The organism is Xanthomonas boreopolis, from assembly GCF_046529185.1.
Taxonomy (GTDB): Bacteria; Pseudomonadota; Gammaproteobacteria; order Xanthomonadales; family Xanthomonadaceae; genus Pseudomonas_S; species Pseudomonas_S boreopolis.
Genome location: NZ_CP097162.1, coordinates 1,319,294 through 1,335,102 on the forward strand (window position 1 = coordinate 1,319,294; position 15,809 = coordinate 1,335,102).

At 71.5% G+C, this 15,809-nt stretch carries 14 protein-coding genes; 10 read left to right on the top strand and 4 right to left on the bottom strand.

The window, feature by feature from the left end:
* Nucleotides 1-50 precede the first annotated feature (50 nt).
* Nucleotides 51-950 (top strand): class A beta-lactamase, encoded by a 900-nt coding sequence (bla, locus tag M3M27_RS05870; RefSeq protein WP_434027457.1) that lies wholly within the window; start codon nt 51-53, stop codon nt 948-950.
* A gap of 10 nt (nt 951-960) precedes the next feature.
* Here the strand turns inward: bla and M3M27_RS05875 are convergent, their stop codons facing one another.
* On the bottom strand, nt 961-1,848 hold the full coding sequence (locus tag M3M27_RS05875; protein ID WP_434027458.1) for a LysR family transcriptional regulator ArgP: 888 nt from the start codon (nt 1,846-1,848) through the stop codon (nt 961-963).
* Between the two features lie 227 nt (nt 1,849-2,075).
* Here M3M27_RS05875 and M3M27_RS05880 point away from each other — a divergent pair, with 227 nt between their 5' ends.
* The 3 genes from M3M27_RS05880 (at nt 2,076) to M3M27_RS05890 (ending at nt 4,313) form a co-directional block, all read left to right on the top strand.
* On the top strand, nt 2,076-2,678 hold the full coding sequence (locus tag M3M27_RS05880) for a LysE/ArgO family amino acid transporter (protein WP_140719230.1): 603 nt from the start codon (nt 2,076-2,078) through the stop codon (nt 2,676-2,678).
* 61 nt (nt 2,679-2,739) lie between these two features.
* Complete coding sequence (locus M3M27_RS05885) at nt 2,740-3,999, top strand: cation:proton antiporter (RefSeq protein WP_434027459.1); 1,260 nt, start codon at nt 2,740-2,742, stop codon at nt 3,997-3,999.
* 32 nt (nt 4,000-4,031) lie between these two features.
* Nucleotides 4,032-4,313, top strand: a complete 282-nt coding sequence (locus tag M3M27_RS05890; RefSeq protein ID WP_434027460.1) for an FmdB family zinc ribbon protein — start codon at nt 4,032-4,034, stop codon at nt 4,311-4,313.
* Nucleotides 4,314-4,418: 105 nt separating this feature from the next.
* Here M3M27_RS05890 and M3M27_RS05895 read toward each other — a convergent pair whose 3' ends face one another.
* Complete coding sequence (locus tag M3M27_RS05895) at nt 4,419-5,171, bottom strand: DUF3011 domain-containing protein (protein WP_434027461.1); 753 nt, start codon at nt 5,169-5,171, stop codon at nt 4,419-4,421.
* Between the two features lie 156 nt (nt 5,172-5,327).
* Here M3M27_RS05895 and aspS point away from each other — a divergent pair, with 156 nt between their 5' ends.
* From aspS to M3M27_RS05910, 3 genes are read left to right on the top strand one after another with little or no spacing between them, the layout of a single operon-like run.
* Entirely contained in the window at nt 5,328-7,079 is a 1,752-nt protein-coding gene (gene aspS / locus M3M27_RS05900) for an aspartate--tRNA ligase (protein ID WP_434027462.1), read from the top strand.
* A gap of 48 nt (nt 7,080-7,127) precedes the next feature.
* Entirely contained in the window at nt 7,128-7,379 is a 252-nt protein-coding gene (locus M3M27_RS05905) for a DNA primase (protein WP_434027463.1), read from the top strand.
* 3 nt (nt 7,380-7,382) lie between these two features.
* Nucleotides 7,383-7,895, top strand: coding sequence for a GNAT family N-acetyltransferase (locus M3M27_RS05910; protein WP_140719218.1), 513 nt, complete (start codon nt 7,383-7,385; stop codon nt 7,893-7,895).
* A 201-nt stretch (nt 7,896-8,096) separates the two neighbouring features.
* On the opposite strand, the gene M3M27_RS05915 is transcribed toward M3M27_RS05910, so the two are convergent.
* Nucleotides 8,097-9,038 carry a DMT family transporter gene (locus M3M27_RS05915; RefSeq protein WP_434027464.1) on the bottom strand — a complete coding sequence of 314 codons (942 nt, stop codon included), beginning with the start codon at nt 9,036-9,038 and terminating at the stop codon, nt 8,097-8,099.
* Nucleotides 9,039-9,133: 95 nt separating this feature from the next.
* Between M3M27_RS05915 and M3M27_RS05920 the strand changes: the two genes are divergently transcribed.
* Nucleotides 9,134-9,985, top strand: coding sequence for a LysR family transcriptional regulator (locus M3M27_RS05920; protein ID WP_140719214.1), 852 nt, complete (start codon nt 9,134-9,136; stop codon nt 9,983-9,985).
* A gap of 244 nt (nt 9,986-10,229) precedes the next feature.
* On the opposite strand, the gene M3M27_RS05925 is transcribed toward M3M27_RS05920, so the two are convergent.
* Entirely contained in the window at nt 10,230-11,174 is a 945-nt protein-coding gene (locus M3M27_RS05925) for an AraC family transcriptional regulator (RefSeq protein ID WP_140719212.1), read from the bottom strand.
* Between the two features lie 252 nt (nt 11,175-11,426).
* Here M3M27_RS05925 and M3M27_RS05930 point away from each other — a divergent pair, with 252 nt between their 5' ends.
* Nucleotides 11,427-14,627, top strand: a complete 3,201-nt coding sequence (locus M3M27_RS05930; RefSeq protein WP_140719210.1) for an efflux RND transporter permease subunit — start codon at nt 11,427-11,429, stop codon at nt 14,625-14,627.
* Complete coding sequence (locus M3M27_RS05935; RefSeq protein WP_434027465.1) at nt 14,624-15,754, top strand: efflux RND transporter periplasmic adaptor subunit; 1,131 nt, start codon at nt 14,624-14,626, stop codon at nt 15,752-15,754. The genes M3M27_RS05930 and M3M27_RS05935 overlap by 4 nt, the downstream gene beginning before the upstream one ends.
* Nucleotides 15,755-15,809 lie beyond the last annotated feature (55 nt).

Below are 15,809 nucleotides of genomic sequence, written 5' to 3' on the forward strand. Positions count from 1 at the left end.
GTGGTTCCCGGTCAACGTTCCAATAATCCAGCTTTCCCAGGAGGTGGACGATGATCGCGAGAAGGCGTTTCCTGCAGGTGTCCGGCTTGGCGCTGGCGTCGCTGGCGAGCGGCGGGGCATGGGCGAAAAGAGGCGTAATGAATGCCGCCGGCGACCTGGCGGGGCGCTGGGCCGCGATCGAGCGCGACAGCGGCGGGCGGCTTGGCGTGATGCTGCTGGACACCGCCGGCGGCCGGCGCGTCGGGCATCGGCAGGACGAGCGCTTCCCGATGTGCAGCACCTTCAAATTTCTATTGGCTGCCGCCGTGCTGAAGCAGGTCGACGCCGGCAAGGTCGGCCTGGACCGGCGCCTGCCGATCCAGGCGTCGGACCTGGTCGGCCACTCGCCGGCCACCGGGAAGCATGTCGGCCCGGACGGCCTGAGCGTGGCCGAGATGTGCCAGGCCACGCTGATCTGGAGCGACAACGCCGCCGCCAACCTGCTGTATCCGCTGGTCGGGGGGCCGGCCGGCCTGACCGCCTTCCTGCGCGGCATCGGCGATGCGACCACCCGCACCGACCGGCTCGAGCCGATGCTCAACGAGTTCGCGCCCGGCGATCCGCGCGACACCACCACCCCGGCGGCGATGGCCGGCACCCTGCAGCGGATCCTGCTCGGCGACATGCTGCGCCCGGCGTCGCGGCGCCGGCTCACCGACTGGCTGATCGACAACCGCACCGGCAACGCGCGCCTGCGTGCGGGCCTGCCGCCCGACTGGAAGATCGGCGACAAGACCGGCAGCAACGGCGAGGACACCGTCAACGACATCGCCATCCTCTGGCCGCCCGGCCGTCCGCCGCTGCTGCTGGCGGCCTATCTCAACGGCGCCAAGGTGGATGCCGCCGGCCAGGACGCCGCCTTGCGCGCGGTCGCGCAGGCGGTCGTGCTCGACCTGCAAGGGGCGAGGTAGGCCGTCCGTTTCATCGCAACAGCCAGCGTCCGGCGCTGGCGGCGAGGTGGTCGGTGAGCGCCTGCAGCGCGGCGCCGCCGCTGCGCCAGTAGTGCCAGTACAGCGGCACGTCGATGGGACGCCCCGGCGAGAGCTCGCGCAGCATGCCGCGCTCGAGCGCGTCGCGGCATTGCAGTTCCGGCAGCAGGCCCCAGCCGACGCCGGCCACGACCGTTTGCAGGAAACCCTCGGCCGAGGGGCAGAAGTGGTGCGGGAAGGCGCCCTCCAGGCCAAGCCCGGCGAGATAGCGATGCTGCAGGCGGTCGTCCGGGCCGAACACGATCGCCGGCGCGCGCGCGAACGCGCCGGCGTCGGTACCCGCCCCGAAGTGGCGCTCGCAGAACGCCGGGGCCGCCACGGCGAGATAGCGCATCGCGCCCAGCGCGAGCATGCGCGCCCCCGCGACGGGTCCCGGGCTGGCGCACAGGCAGGCGGCCACTTCGCCGGCGCGCATGCGGCGCAGGCCCACGTCCTGGTCCTCGACCACCATGTCCAGCAGCAAGGCGTCGGCGATCAGCCGCGGCGCCACCGCCGGCATCCACCAGGTCGCCAGGCTGTCGGCGTTGAGCGCCACCCGCAGCCGTTGCGGTCCTTCGTCTTCGCCCAGTTCCGGCACGGCGGCCTGCAGGTCGGTCTCCAGCAGGCGTACCTGCTGCACGTGGTGCAGCAGGCGCAGCCCGAGCGGGGTCGGGCGGGGCGGGGACGCACGCACCAGCACGGCCTGCCCGAGCCGCGCTTCCAGCAGCTTGATGCGCTGGGACACGGCCGACTGGGACAGCCGCAGCCGGCGTGCCGCGCGCTCGAAGCCGGCTTCTTCCACCACGGCGGCCAAGGCGGCCAGGAGCTTGTAGTCGATCATCAGGGAAGCTAATGACGCATTCGCATAATTCGTTTCCCTTATAGCGCGTTGGCGGACAGAGTGCCCTTCCAACTCGTGAGTCCCTCACGAAAGCGACGCACGTCCAGGCGCGCGAATCGAATCTTTCCCCCCACGGGAGCCCGGCACGCAGGCGCCGGTGCCCCTCTGCCGGAGCCGCCGATGCCGAAGTCCCTTTATTCCGCCGACCGCATCCATGGGAACGCGCGATGAGCGCCAGCTACCTGACCGGATTGCTGACCATGGCCAGCCTGATCGTCGCGCTGGGTGCGCAGAACGTATACGTGCTGGCGCAGGGCCTGCGTCGCGAGCATCACCTGGCGGTCGCGGCGTTCTGCACCGCCTGCGACATCGTGCTGGTGGGCGCGGGCGTGTTCGGCCTGTCGGCGCTGATCGGGTCGAGGCCGTGGCTGCTGGCGCTGTTGCGCTGGGGCGGGGTGGCTTTCCTGGTGTTGTATGCGGCGCAGGCGCTGTGGCGCGCCTGGCGGCCGCAGGCGCTCGGCACCCTGGCAGGCGCGCCGCGCCGCAGCCTCCGCCAGGCCTTGCTGGCCGCGGCCGGGGTGTCGCTGCTCAATCCGCATGTGTACCTCGATACGCTGCTGCTGGTCGGCTCGATCGGCGCGCGCGAGGACGCGCCGGCCGCCTTCGCCCTGGGCGCCGGCACCACTTCGACGCTGTGGTTCTTCGGCCTGTCGACGGGGGCGGCACGGTTGGCGCCATGGCTGGCGCGTCCGCGGGTCTGGCGGGTCCTGGACGTGCTGGTCGCGGGGGTGATGCTGTGGGTGGCGTGGCGGTTGGCGAGCGCCGGCTGAACTTGCCCCGGCGCGGCGCTTGCGGGGAGGATGCGGGCATCCAACGGAAGGCATCCCCCGCATGAGCCGAGAACTGGTCTACCTGCTGCTGATCTTCGCCTTGCTGGTGATCCCGCGCGCGCTGCAGCGCTTCAAGGTCCCCGCGCCGCTGACCTGCCTGCTGTTCGGCATCGGCGCGATGCTGGCGATGGGCGATAAGGTCCACGACGAGGTGATCGTCCTGCTCGGCACCCTCGGCATCTCCTCGCTGTTCCTGTTCGCCGGGCTGGAGGTCGACCTGCGCGCCTTGCGGCGCGGATTGTGGCCGTTGCTGGCGCACCTGGCGATCCGCTGCGCGGTCCTGGTCGGCGCCGCCTGGCTGGTGTGGCGCTACGCCGGGCTGTCGTGGCAGGCCGCCGGTTTGCTGGCGCTGGCGCTGCTGACGCCTTCCACCGGTTTCATCCTCGATTCGCTCGGCCGGCTCGGGCTGGCGGAGGACGAGCGGTTCTGGGTGACCAACAAGGCGATCGCCGGCGAGCTGCTGGCGTTGGCGGCGCTGTTCGTGATCCTGCAGGCGGGCGACCCGGTGCGGATGGGCGTGTCCAGCGCCGTGATGCTGGCCATGCTGGTCGGGCTGCCGCTGCTGTTCGTCGGCCTCGGGCGCTGGGTCGCGCCGCAGGCGCCGGGGTCGGAGTTCTCGCTGCTGGTGATGGTCGGGCTGATCGCCGCCTACGTCACCTACAAGCTCGGCGTGTACTACCTGGTGGGCGCGTTCGTCGCCGGCCTGGTCGCGCGCCTGCTGCGCCAGCGCATGCCGGCGCTGGCCTCGGACGAGAACCTGCACGCGGTGCGGCTGTTCGCCAGCTTCTTCGTGCCGTTCTATTTCTTCAAGGCGGGCACGCACGTGCCGGCCGGCGCGCTCAGCTTCGCGGCGCTCGGCCTGGGGCTGGCCATCACCCTGGTGGTGCTGCCGCTGCGCGTGGGCGTGATCTGGCTGCAGCGCCGCCTGATGTTCGGCGAGGACTTCCGGTCCAGCCTGCGGGTTTCCCTGGCGCTGGCCCCGACGCTGATCTTCACCCTGGTGCTGGCCGGCATCCTGCGCGACCGCTTCGCCATCCCCGAGGCGCTGTTCGGCGCGCTGCTGCTGTATGCGGCCCTGACCACGCTGTTGCCGTCGCTGGTGTTCCGGGCGCCGTTCGACGTCGATCCGGCCGAGCCCGAGGCCAACCTGCACCCGGAGGACCGCCTGGGCCGCCCGCCCGCGGAAGAGCCGGTACAGATGGATGCGCCGGTGGGCGATGCCGCGCCCGAGCCCTTGAACCCGGCCGGATCGCCACGATAATCCGCCCGGGTTTTTGCTTTCGATCTTCCCGTATGCCGATCTACGCCTTCCAGTGCGCCGCTTGCGGCCATGCCTTCGACCGCCTGCAGAAGCTTTCCGATCCCGACCCGACGACCTGCCCGGCCTGCGCCGCCGCGGCGGTGAAGCGCCAGGTCACCGCGCCGGCGTTCCGCCTGTCGGGGACCGGCTGGTACGAGACCGACTTCAAGTCCAAGGGCGAGAAGAAGAAAAACCTGGCCGACGCCGCGTCCGCCGGCGACAGCGCCGCAGCCGCGCCCGCGCCAACCAAGGCCGAGGCTCTCGCGGCGTCGTAAGCGCTCCGGGGCCGGCCCCATGAGTGTCCACCGGCCCTTCGCGAGCGAGGGGCCGGTGGGCGACCGGCATGCGGGCCGGCCGCTTGGGGGAAGCCGCGGTACGCCCTAGCGCGCGCCGAAGCGCGCCCGGCAGCCGTCGTCCACCCAGATCGTGTTGCCGCGGTAGCCCCAGGTGCGGCCTTCCACGCACGGCGTGCCGGAGAGCTGCTTCACCACGTAGGGACGGCCTTGCCGGCGATCCCAGTCGCAGGTGCGCTGGCGCTTGTCGTTGCTGCTGCAGGTGACGAAATAGTCGCTACCGCCGCCCGGGCCCCAGCCACCACCACCACCACCGCCGCCCCAGCCGCGGCCTTCGGCGAATTCGCCGCGGCAGCCGTCGTTGACCCAGACCGTGCCGTTGCGGCTGCCCCAGTTGCGGCCCTCGATGCAGCGCGTGCTCGACAGCTGGCGTACCAGGACCGCGCTGCGCCAGCCGGTATTGCAGACCCGCTGGCGCTGGTCGTTGCTCTCGCATCGGATGGTGCCGCGGTTGCCGCCGCTCCAGCCGCCATCGCCGCCCCAGCCGCCCCCGCGTGCCTCGACGAAGCGCCCGCGGCAGCCGCGGTCCACCCAGATGTAGCCGTTGCCGCTGCCCCAGTTGTGGCCTTCGATGCAGCGGGTGCCGGACAGGTTCTCCACCAGCGCCGCGCGCCCGCGGAACGGCGTGCTGCACTGGTTGCGGCGGTTGTCGTTGCTGGAGCAGGTGACCACGGGCCGCCCATCGTTCCAGCCGCGGTCCTGCGCCCGGGCGGGCGCGGCGGCGGTTCCGAGCAGCACGGCCAGGCCCAGGCCGGACAGGCACAGCAGATTGCGCAACATGGCTTCCCCCCGGTTGAGTGTCGATGCCGGGACTATCGAGCGGGCTTCCTTAATTCGCAGTGAGTCCCGCCGGGATTTGCCCCGGCCGGGGCGTCCCGCCAGAATATTCGGCTTTCCGGCGGGTCCCCCGCCGGCGTTCCCTCTCCGGAGTTTTCGATGCGTACCCACTTCTGCGGCCTGGTCGACGAGACCCTGATCGGCCAAACCGTCACCCTTGCCGGCTGGACCGACGTGGCCCGCAACCTGGGCGGGGTCTGCTTCATCGACCTGCGCGACCACGAGGGGATCGTGCAGGTGACGGTGGAGCCGGGCGACGCGGAGGTGTTCGCGGTCGCGGCTTCGCTGGGCTACGAGGACGTGCTGCAGGTCGAGGGCGTGGTGCGCGCGCGCCATGCGGTCAACGACCGGATCCGCACCGGCAAGGTCGAGGTGGTGGCGAGCAGGATCACCGTGCTCAACAAGGCCGCGCCGCTGCCGTTCCACGCGCACGAGAACCCATCCGAGGAAACCCGCCTGCGCTACCGCTACCTGGACCTGCGCCGCCCGGAGATGCAGCGCATGCAGCGCACCCGCATCAGGCTGGTGCAGGCGCTGCGCCGGCACCTGGACGCGCGCGGCTTCCAGGACATCGAGACCCCGATCCTGACCAAGGCCACGCCCGAGGGCGCGCGCGACTTCCTGGTGCCGGCGCGCATGCACCCGGGCGAGTTCTACGCGCTGCCGCAGTCGCCGCAGCTGTTCAAGCAGATCCTGATGGTGGCCGGCTTCGACCGCTACTACCAGATCGCGCGCTGCTTCCGCGACGAGGCGCTGCGCGCCGACCGCCAGCTGGAATTCACCCAGCTCGACATGGAGTTCGCTTTCGTGCGCGAGCGCGACGTGCAGGACTTCGTCGAGGAGATGATCCGCGCCATCTTCAAGGAGGTGGCCGATGTCGAGCTGGACGCGCAGTTCCCGCGCATGACCTGGGCCGAGGCGATGCGGCGCTACGGTTCGGACAAGCCGGACCTGCGCATCGGCCTTGAGCTGGTCGACGTGGCCGAGCTGGTCAAGGGCAGCGAGTTCAAGGTGTTCGCCGATGCCGCCGCCGATCCGGACGGGCGCGTCGCCGCGCTGCGCATCCCGGGCGGCGCCAGCCTGTCGCGCAAGCAGATCGACGAGTACGCCGCGCACGCCGCCAAGTACGGCGCCAAGGGCCTGGCCTACGTCAAGATCGCCGACAACGGCGAGATCAGCTCGCCGATCCAGAAGTTCTTCGGCGAGGACGCCTTCGCCGCGCTGGTCGCCCGCGTCGGCGCCGGCAACGGCGACATCGTGTTCTTCGGCGCCGGCGGCTACAACAGGGTCTCCGACTTCATGGGCGCGCTGCGCCTGAAGGCCGGCAAGGACTTCGGCCTGGTCGCCGAGGGCTGGCGCCCGCTGTGGGTCACCGACTTCCCGATGTTCGAATGGGACGAGGAGGAGCAGCGCTACGTCGCCTTGCACCATCCGTTCACCGCGCCGGCCGTGGACGACATCGCCGAGCTGCGCGCCCACGCCAGGACCGCGGTGTCGCGCGGCTACGACATGGTGCTCAACGGCAACGAGATCGGCGGCGGCTCGATCCGCATCCATCGCCCGGAGATGCAGAGCGCGGTGTTCGAGCTGCTCGGGATCGGCGAGGAGGAGGCGCGCGCCAAGTTCGGCTTCCTGCTCGACGCGCTGAACTACGGTGCGCCGCCGCACGGCGGCATCGCCTTCGGCATCGACCGCATCGCCGCGCTGATGGCGGGCACCGAGTCGATCCGCGACGTGATCCCGTTCCCGAAGACCACCGGCGCGCAGTGCCTGATGACCGGCGCGCCGTCGCCGATTCCCGACGCGCAACTGGCGGAAGTGCATATCCAGGTGCGCCCGCAGGCGAAGTAGGCGAACCTTTACCCCGACGCAACCCCAACGACAGACGGAGACAGCGCCATGAGTTCGGAAGTGCCTTTCAACCTGCAATGGGAAGCCCTGGGCAACGAAGGCGCGGAGGTCGGGACCACGCTGCGCGCGCGCGTGTTCGGCGGCTGGCTGGTGCGCGTGGGCGAGTCGCTGGCGTTCGTGGCGGACCCGGAAGGGCGCTGGGACGGCGAGGACTTCGGCGAGGACGACTACGAGTACGAGGACGAGGAAGAAGAGGACGAAGAGGACGAGGACGCCGACGAGGAAGAAGAGGAGGCGTGATCCATGCGGATCAGGCGCGCCACCCCGGACGATGCGGAGATCCTGTCGCCGCTGGCGGCGCGCACCTTCACCGAGACCTTCGGCCATCTCTACCCCGACGAGGACCTGCGGGGATTCCTCGCCGAGACCTACGCGGTGGAGCGCTCGCGCATCGTGCTCGCGCATCCTGACTATGCGATCTGGCTGCTCGAGCACGATGGCGAGGCGATCGGGCATGCCGCGGCCGGCCCGTGCGGGTTGCCGCACGCGGAGGTGTCGCCGGGCGACGGCGAACTCAAACGCCTGTACCTGCTGAAGGAACACCAGAACTGCGGCTGGGGCAGCCGCCTGTTCGAGACGGCATTGGAGTGGCTGGAGCGCGACGGCCCGCGCACCCTGTGGATCGGGGTGTGGTCGAAGAACTTCGGCGCGCAGCGCTTCTACGCGCGCTATGGATTCGAGAAGGTCGGCGACTACGAGTTCCCCGTCGGCCGGATCCGCGACCACGAATACATCCTGCGCCGGTCGCCGCGCTGAGAAGTCGCTTTACCTGTTTATCCGCAGGAGCGGCTTTTGTGGGAGCGGCTCCAGCCGCGATGGGGCTTTCTGCGCGTGGATCGCGGGCTCTTGCAGAGATCGCTATCTGCGTGAAAGCCCCATCGCGGCTGATGGCCCGGGGCCACGTAGGCCTGCTCCCATGGACAACACTGCGAACGTCAGTTGGATGCGCCGCCGCTCTCAGCCGGATTCCGCGCAGGTCGATTTCACTACGTGCCGGTCCGCAGGCACCACCGCGCGCCGGCCACGCGAAGCCAGCACCACGCCGCCGATCACGGCGACCACGCCCAGCAACTGGGCCGGCTGCGGCACGCGGCCACCGGCCAGCGACACCAGCAGAGTGAAGACCGGGACCAGGTTGAAGAAGGCCGCGGTACGGGCAGGGCCCAGGCGGCGGGTCGCGTCGAACCAGAACAGGTAGCCCAGCACGGAACTGCAGATCGCCAGGTACAGCAGGCCCCAGTGCACGCTGGCCGGCGCCTGCGCGGCGGCCTGCAGGGGGTGTTCGCGCCAGGCGCCGATCAACAGCATCACGATCGTGCCGAGCACGATCGACCAGGTGGTGGTCTGGCGCGCGTCCACGTCCGGCAGGAAGCGGCGCGAGATCACCGTGGCCAGCGCCCACGACAGCGCACCGGCGCAGACGATGGCGTCGCCCGGCGCCAGCCGCAGGTGCGCAAGCCGCTCCGGGTCGCCGCCGCTGATCACCAGCACCACGCCGGCCAGCCCGCTCGCCAGTCCGGCGCACCGCCAGCGGTCGATGCGCTCGCCCTCGACCAGCCCCGACAGCAGCATCGTCCACAACGGCGTGGTCGCCATGATCAGCGCGGCATTGAACGGCGTGGTCGAGCGCAGCCCGAAGAACATCGCCAGGTTGAAGCCGACGATGCCGAGCACGCCGATCGCGGACAGCGCGGGCAGGTGCGCGCGCAACAGCCGCAGGTCCAGGTTGCGGCCGGCGGCGAGCACGCCGAGCAGCACGATGCTGGCGATCGCGAAACGTTCCGCGCCGGCGCTGATCGGCGACATCCGGGCGATCACGTGGGCGCCGACGTTGAAGGCGCTGCCCCAGAAGAAGGTGGTCACCACCAGGGCGGCATAAGTGGGCAAATGAGAGCGCATGGGGGAAGCTCCTTTCCAAAGCGCGCATCCTGCGCGCACCGCCACCCCGGTAAAATTCCCAGAAACCGATGCCCCCATGTGAGGAAATTCCCAGGATGGATTGGGACGACCTGCGCCACTTCGTGGCTTTCGCCGATGCCGGCTCGCTGGCCGGCGCGGCGCGCCGGTTGCAGGTCGAGCACGCCACGGTCGCCCGGCGGATCGCCGCGCTGGAGGAGGCCTTGCAGCTGAAGCTGGTGGACCGGCGTACCCGCAGCTACGTGCTCACCGCCGATGGCGAGCGCATCGCCCGGTTGGGGCGCGACATGGAGGCCGGCGCGCAGGCGGTGCTGCGCGCCGCCGCGGCCGGGCAGCAGGAAGTGGCCGGCACGGTGTCGCTGAGCGCGCCGCCGGCGACGGCGACCACGTTGCTGACGCCGCACTTCGGCGAGCTGTACCGGCGCCATCCGGCGATCCGGCTCCGCGTGATCGCCGAGACCCGCATGGCGTCGCTGCGCAGCGAGGTCGACCTGGCGATCCGGCTCGGTCGGCCGGACGATCCCGAACTGGTGGTGCGCCGGCTGCAGCGGATGACGTTCTCCTACTATGCCGCGCCGTCCTACCTGGCGCGCACGGCGCCGGAGGACTACGTGTTCATCGGCTACGACGAGAGCCTGGACGAGAGCCCGCAGCAGCGGCAGATGCGCGCCTTCGCGGCCGGCCGCCCGCTGGTCCTGCGCAGCAACAGTTCCGACGTGCAGCGCGGGGCGGTGCGGGCGGGCGTCGGCGTGGCGCTGCTGGGCGACCTGCCGGGCAACGTCGACGATCCGGGGTTGGTGCCGTTGCCCGGCGGCGCCGGCGTGCTGGAACGCGAGTTGTGGCTGGTGGTGCACCGCGACCTGCGACGCGCGCCGGCAGTGCGCGCGGTCGCCGAGTTCCTGGTCCAGGCGCTGGCGGAGCCCGGCTAGGGCGGCGTTCCCGCCGCGCCCCGGAAGACGAGGATCTGAGGCCTCCTTGGAGCGGCTTCAGCCGCGACGGGGTTTTCATGCAGGTCCCTCTGGCAAGAGCCCGCGCATCCATGCGCGGGGATCCAAACGGGGAAAATCCCGTCGCGGCTGAAGCCGCTCCTACAGGTCGGGGCGGCGATTCGAGCGTTATAGGCAAGCCCGCCGGGACCGGAGTCCCTCCCACAAGCAATATAGGGGCCGAGTCTCACCGGCTGGCGGTACGCACCGCCATGACTTCCGCGCGCGGCGGTGCGCCGAACAGCCGCTTGTATTCGCGGCTGAACTGCGAGGGGCTCTCGTAGCCGACCCGGTGCGCCGCGGCCGCGGCTTCCAGCCCGTCCACCAGCATCAGCCGGCGCGCCTCGTGCAGCCGCAGCTGCTTCTGGTACTGCAGCGGCGACATCGATGTCGCCGCCTTGAAGCCGCGGTGCAGCGCGGACACGCTCATGTGCACCGTCCGCGCCAGCGCTTCCACCCGCAGCGGTTCCAGGTAATGCCGCCGCAGCAGCATCACCGCCTGCGCGACGCGCTGGTGCTGGCCGTCCTTGACCGCCAGGGCGCGCAGGCGCCCGCCGAGGTCGCCCTGCAGCACGCGGTAGAGGATCTCCCGGATCGCCAGCGGCGCGAGCACGCGCAGGTCCTCGGGGGCGTCGAGCAGGCGCATCAGCCGCAGCACCGCGTCCAGCAGCGGCGTGCCGACCCGCGCGGCATAGGCGGCGCAGGCACCGTCCTCGCCGGCTTCGTTGTCGCCGGCCCGCTCGGGGCCGTCCAGCAGCAGCCCGGCGATGTCTTCCGGCGCGAGGTCCAGGCGCAGGCACAGGTAGGGCTTTTCCGGGCTCGCCTCCACCACCTGGCCGATCATCGGCAGGGTCACCGACACGACCAGGTAATGCAGCGGGTCGTAGCGGTAGTGCTGTTCGCCCAGGATCGCCAGCTTGCTGCCCTGGACCACCAGGCACAGCCGCGGCTCGTAGACCGTCGGCATGCATGCGGTCGGCGCGTCGAACCGGATCAGGTGCAGCGCGGGCAAGGCCGTGCGGTGGAAGCCTTCGCCGCCGGCGGTCAGCCGGGCGATCCGGTCGGTCAGTTCCGCCAACGGCGCGGCGAGCGAGTGCTGGGCGATCAGCTCGGACGGGGACAGGGTATTCATGGACTTCGCGGGGCATGGCCTGCGGCGATACGCCGAAGAGTACCGGAGGCGGGGCGCACAGGTGAGGCCCGCGTGCAGGATCCGGCAATCTTGCGGCAGTAACGGGCAAACGCCGGCGCGGGCATTTCGGAGAGTCTGTTGCGGCCGCCGCACGGCAGTGTCCTGCCCGGGCCTGCTTGTGGCAATGGCCGTGCGACGCGCACTATCGATGTCCGCGAACCGCTCGCCCCCAGCCCCCACGGAGCCGTCCGCATGTGGATCGTCCAGTATGCGCTTTCGCGCCGCTACACCATTGGCGTGCTCGCCATCCTGATCCTGCTGTTCGGGATCCAGTCGGCGCGGCGCATGCCCACCGACATCCTGCCCGAGGTCGGCATCCCCTCGGTCAACCTGATCTGGACCTACGCCGGCCTGCCGGCGGCGGAGATGGCGGCCAAGCTGACCTCGTTCTCCGAGATCTCGGTGCTCAACACCGTCGACGACCTCAAGGAAGTGCGCTCGGAGAGCCTGAACGGCATCGGCATCGTGCGCGCCGACTTCCAGCCCGGGGTCAACCTGGAGCGCGCGCTGGCGCAGATGACCGCGGTCTCGCAGACCATCCTGCGGCGCATGCCGCCGGGCACCTCGCCGCCGCTGGTGGTGCGCAACAACCTGTCCAGCACGCCGGTGCTGCAGTTGGTGCTGTCGTCGGACTCGATGAGCGAGGCGCAGCTGTACGACTACGCGCGCCTGCAGCTGCGCTCGCAGATCCAGTCGATCCCCGGCATCCGCATGAGCCTGCCGTACGGCGGCGCGGCGCGCCAGGTCATGGTCGACCTGGACCCGGAGGCGCTGCAGACCTATGGCCTGACCCCGCAGGACGTGACCGGCGCGCTGGAGCGCGGCAGCCCGACGCTGCCTTCCGGCACGATCCGCGAAGGCGCGCGCGAGATGCAGATCTCGCTGGAGACCAGCCCGGAAAGCGCCGCCGGCTTCCTCGACCTGCCGGTCGCCAGCCGCGGCGGCAACGTGATCTACGTGCGCGACGTGGCCAGCGTGCGCGACGGCGGCGCGCTGCAGACCAACATCGCGCGCATGGACGGCGCCAGCGCGGTGTCGGTGGCGCTGATCAAGATGGGCGGCGCGTCGGCGGTGGAGATCGTGCGCCAGGTGCGCGAGCGCCTGCCGGAGATCGCCGCCTCGGCGCCGCCGGGCACGCGCATCGAGCCGATCTTCGACCAGTCGGTGTTCGTCGACAACGCGATCGGTTCGATCCGCCACGAGGCGATCCTGGTCGGCCTGCTGGTCGCGGCGGTGGTGCTGGTGTTCGTCGGTTCGTGGCGCTCGAGCCTGATCGTGCTCTCGGCGATCCCGCTGGCGCTGCTGGCCTCGGTGACCGCGCTGTACCTGCTCGGCTACACCTTCAACGTGATGACGCTGGGCGGGCTAGCGCTGGCGATCGGCATCCTGGTCGACAACGCGGTGGTCGACGTGGAGAACACCAACCGCCACATCGCGATGGGCAAGGACGTGCGCACCGCGATCCTGGACAGCGCCGGCGAGGTGGTGTTCCCGGAGTTCGTCTCCACGGTGTCGATCTGCATCGTGCTGACCCCGATCCTGCTGATGACCGGCCTGTCGGCCTGGGTGTTCACTCCGCTGGCGCTGGCGGTGATCTTCGCGATGCTGGCCTCGTTCCTGCTGTCGCGCACGCTGATCCCGGTGCTGTGCTACCTGCTGCTGCCGGCCGACATCCGCAGCCGCCAGCAGCCGCGCTGGGCCGCCGAGCGCGCGCTGCTGAACCTGCACCACCGCATGGAGCACGCGCTGGAGTGGTTGCGCGAGCGCCACCACGCGCTGCTGTACCGGCTCGGCCACCATGGCGGCGTGCTGGCGCTGGCGGCGTTGGTGCTGATGGCGCTGGGAGCGGGCAGCGCGGCGCTGCTGGGGCGCGAATACTTCCCGCAGGTCGATGCCGGGCAGTTGCGCCTGCAGGTGCGGCTGCCGTCCGGCACGCGCCTGGAACAGACCGCGCAGCGGATGGCGCAGATCCAGCGCGAGATCCGCCAGATCATCCCGGCCGGCGAACTGCAGACCGTCTACGAGCAGATCGGCGTTCCCGACGCCGTCAACCTGGCCTGGGTGGACAGCGCGGTGGTCGGCTCGTTCGAGGCCGAGCTGATGCTGCAGCTGCGCACGCCGCACGCGCCGACCGCCGGCTACCTGAAGGCGATCCGCGAGCGCATCGCCGAGCGCTTCCCCGACGTGCGCGTGTTCGAGCGCCCGCCGGACGCGACCGGCCGCACCCTGGCCGGCTCGGCGGTGGGCGCGCTGGAAGTGCGCTTCAACGGCCGAGATGCCGCCGGCAACCTGGCGCTGGCGCGCGAGCTGGTGCCGCAGCTGCAGCGGATCCCCGGCGCCACCGACGTGATGGTGCGGCAGGTGCTCGACCTGCCCGAGTACCACATCGCCATCGATCGCACCCGCGCCGCGCAGCTCGGCATCAGCGCCCAGGACGCCAGCCGCGCGGTGCTGGCGGTGCTCGGTTCGTCCGGCACCGTGACCCCGGTGTACTGGGTGGAGCAGGCCAGCGCCACGTCCTACACGGTGCAGCTGCAGGTGCTGCCCTCGGACCTGGCCGGCATCGATACGCTGCTCAACACGCCGCTGCGCATCGGCGCGAACGGCACCGTCCTGCTGCGCAACATCGCCAGCGTGACCCCGCGCGCGGTGCCGGCCAGCGTCGGCCGGGTGATGATGGCGCCGACCGTCAGCGTCATCGCCAACGTGCAGGGGCGCGACCTCGGCTCGGTGTACTCGGCCCTGGGCGGGCTGACCGAGCAGATGCGGCCGCGGCTCAAGCCGGGCAACCGCATCGAGATCGTCGGCCAGGCCGGCGAGATGCAGAACGCCTATGCCGAGCTGGCCTCCGGCCTGCTGATGGCCGCGGTGCTGGTGTTCCTGGTGCTGGTGGTGAACTTCCAGTCCTGGATCCAGCCGCTGGTGGCGATGTCGGGGCTGCCGCTGGCCATCGCTGGCGCGGCGGTGGCGCTGTTCGCCACCGGCACCCCGCTCAGCGTGCCGGCGCTGATGGGCGTGATGATGGTGATCGGCGTGTCCACCGCCAACAGCGTGCTGGTGACCAGCTTCGCTCGCAACCTGGTCGCCGCCGGCCACGATCCCGAGCAGGCCGCCTACGAGGCCGCGGCGGTGCGCCTGCGGCCGGTGCTGATGACCGCCAGCGCGATGGTGCTCGGCATCGTGCCGATGGCGCTGGGGCTGGGCGAGGGCGGCGAGCAGAACGCCCCGCTCGGCCGCGCCGTGATCGGCGGGCTGTTGTTCGGCACGCCCGCCACGCTGCTGCTGGTGCCCTCAATCCTGGCCGTGCTCGGCCGCCGCCACAACCGCCGCGTCGCCGCGGCTGCAACCACCGCCGAAGGCCTGCCGGCCGGCGGCGAAGGAGCCACTCGATGAACGTCCCCCACGTGTTGTCCCGCCCCGTTCCGTCCGCGGCGTTCGCCATGCCGCTGCTGATGGCCGCCTGCCTGCTGGCGGCCGGATGCGGCAACAGCCGCGCGGTGCCCGCGTCCGCCGAGGTGCCCGAGGTGTCGCTGGTGCAGGCGCGCGCGGCCGCGGCCGACTACGCGCTGGTGCTGCCGGCGCGCGCCCAGGCCGGGCAGAGCGCGCAGGTATTCGCGCGCGCCACCGGCCTGGTCGGCACGCGCCTGGTCGACATCGGCGATCGCGTCCGCGCCGGCCAGGTGCTGGCGACCATCGCCGCCCCGGAGATCGACCAGGCGGTGCGCCAGGCGCAGGCCGACCTGGCCCAGGCCGAGGCCGACCTGACCCTGGCCAGCGGCAACTACGAACGCGCCGCGGCGATGCTGCGCACCCAGCTGATCTCGCGCGAGGACTACAGCAGCCGCCTCGGCGCGCGCGACGCCGCCCAGGCGGCGCGCGACGCCGCGCGCGCGCAGCTGGCCAGCGCGCGCGAACGGCAGGGCTTCGCCAGCGTGCGCGCGCCGTTCGACGGCGTGGTCAGCGCGCGCAACGTCGACGTCGGCGACCGCGTGGTCGGCGACACCGCCTCGGCGACGGTGCCGATGTTCCGCATCGACGCGCTCGATCCGTTGCGGGTCGCGGTGGACGTCCCGCAGAGCGCTGCGCTGCAGGTGCGGCCGGGCCTGCGCGCGCAGGTCACGTTCCCGGAGCTGCCGGGCGAGCAGTTCGACGCGGAGGTGGTGCGCACCGCGCAGCGCATTTCCGAGGACGCCGGCGGCATGCGGGTGGAACTGCGGCTGCCCAATCCGGACAACCGCATCCCGGCCGGCATGGTCGGCCAGGTACGCCTGAGCGTCCCGCGCACCGTGCCGGCGGTGGTGCTGCCGCTGGCCACGGTGGTGCAGGACGGTGCGACGGCCAAGGTGGCGAAGGTGGGCGGCGACGGCCAGGTGCGTTTCGCCCAGGTCAGCCTGGGCCGCAATCTCGGCAACGAGATCGAGGTGTTGTCCGGCGTCGCCGCGGGCGACTCGGTGGTGCTGGCGCCCAACGCGCTGCTGGCGGACGGAACGCGGGTGCGCGGGCGGCCGCAGGCGCGATAGGCCCGCCCGCGCCGCGTTCAGGCCGGGCGCCGTAGCCTGGGCATCCGCCCCGAGG

Coding starts and splice junctions, on each gene's coding strand:
- bla (WP_434027457.1), top strand. CDS start 51: ATGATCGCGAGAAGGCGTTTCCTGCAGGTGTCCGGCTTGGCGCTGGCG.
- M3M27_RS05875 (WP_434027458.1), bottom strand. CDS start 1,848: ATGATCGACTACAAGCTCCTGGCCGCCTTGGCCGCCGTGGTGGAAGAA.
- M3M27_RS05880 (WP_140719230.1), top strand. CDS start 2,076: ATGAGCGCCAGCTACCTGACCGGATTGCTGACCATGGCCAGCCTGATC.
- M3M27_RS05885 (WP_434027459.1), top strand. CDS start 2,740: ATGAGCCGAGAACTGGTCTACCTGCTGCTGATCTTCGCCTTGCTGGTG.
- M3M27_RS05890 (WP_434027460.1), top strand. CDS start 4,032: ATGCCGATCTACGCCTTCCAGTGCGCCGCTTGCGGCCATGCCTTCGAC.
- M3M27_RS05895 (WP_434027461.1), bottom strand. CDS start 5,171: ATGTTGCGCAATCTGCTGTGCCTGTCCGGCCTGGGCCTGGCCGTGCTG.
- aspS (WP_434027462.1), top strand. CDS start 5,328: ATGCGTACCCACTTCTGCGGCCTGGTCGACGAGACCCTGATCGGCCAA.
- M3M27_RS05905 (WP_434027463.1), top strand. CDS start 7,128: ATGAGTTCGGAAGTGCCTTTCAACCTGCAATGGGAAGCCCTGGGCAAC.
- M3M27_RS05910 (WP_140719218.1), top strand. CDS start 7,383: ATGCGGATCAGGCGCGCCACCCCGGACGATGCGGAGATCCTGTCGCCG.
- M3M27_RS05915 (WP_434027464.1), bottom strand. CDS start 9,038: ATGCGCTCTCATTTGCCCACTTATGCCGCCCTGGTGGTGACCACCTTC.
- M3M27_RS05920 (WP_140719214.1), top strand. CDS start 9,134: ATGGATTGGGACGACCTGCGCCACTTCGTGGCTTTCGCCGATGCCGGC.
- M3M27_RS05925 (WP_140719212.1), bottom strand. CDS start 11,174: ATGAATACCCTGTCCCCGTCCGAGCTGATCGCCCAGCACTCGCTCGCC.
- M3M27_RS05930 (WP_140719210.1), top strand. CDS start 11,427: ATGTGGATCGTCCAGTATGCGCTTTCGCGCCGCTACACCATTGGCGTG.
- M3M27_RS05935 (WP_434027465.1), top strand. CDS start 14,624: ATGAACGTCCCCCACGTGTTGTCCCGCCCCGTTCCGTCCGCGGCGTTC.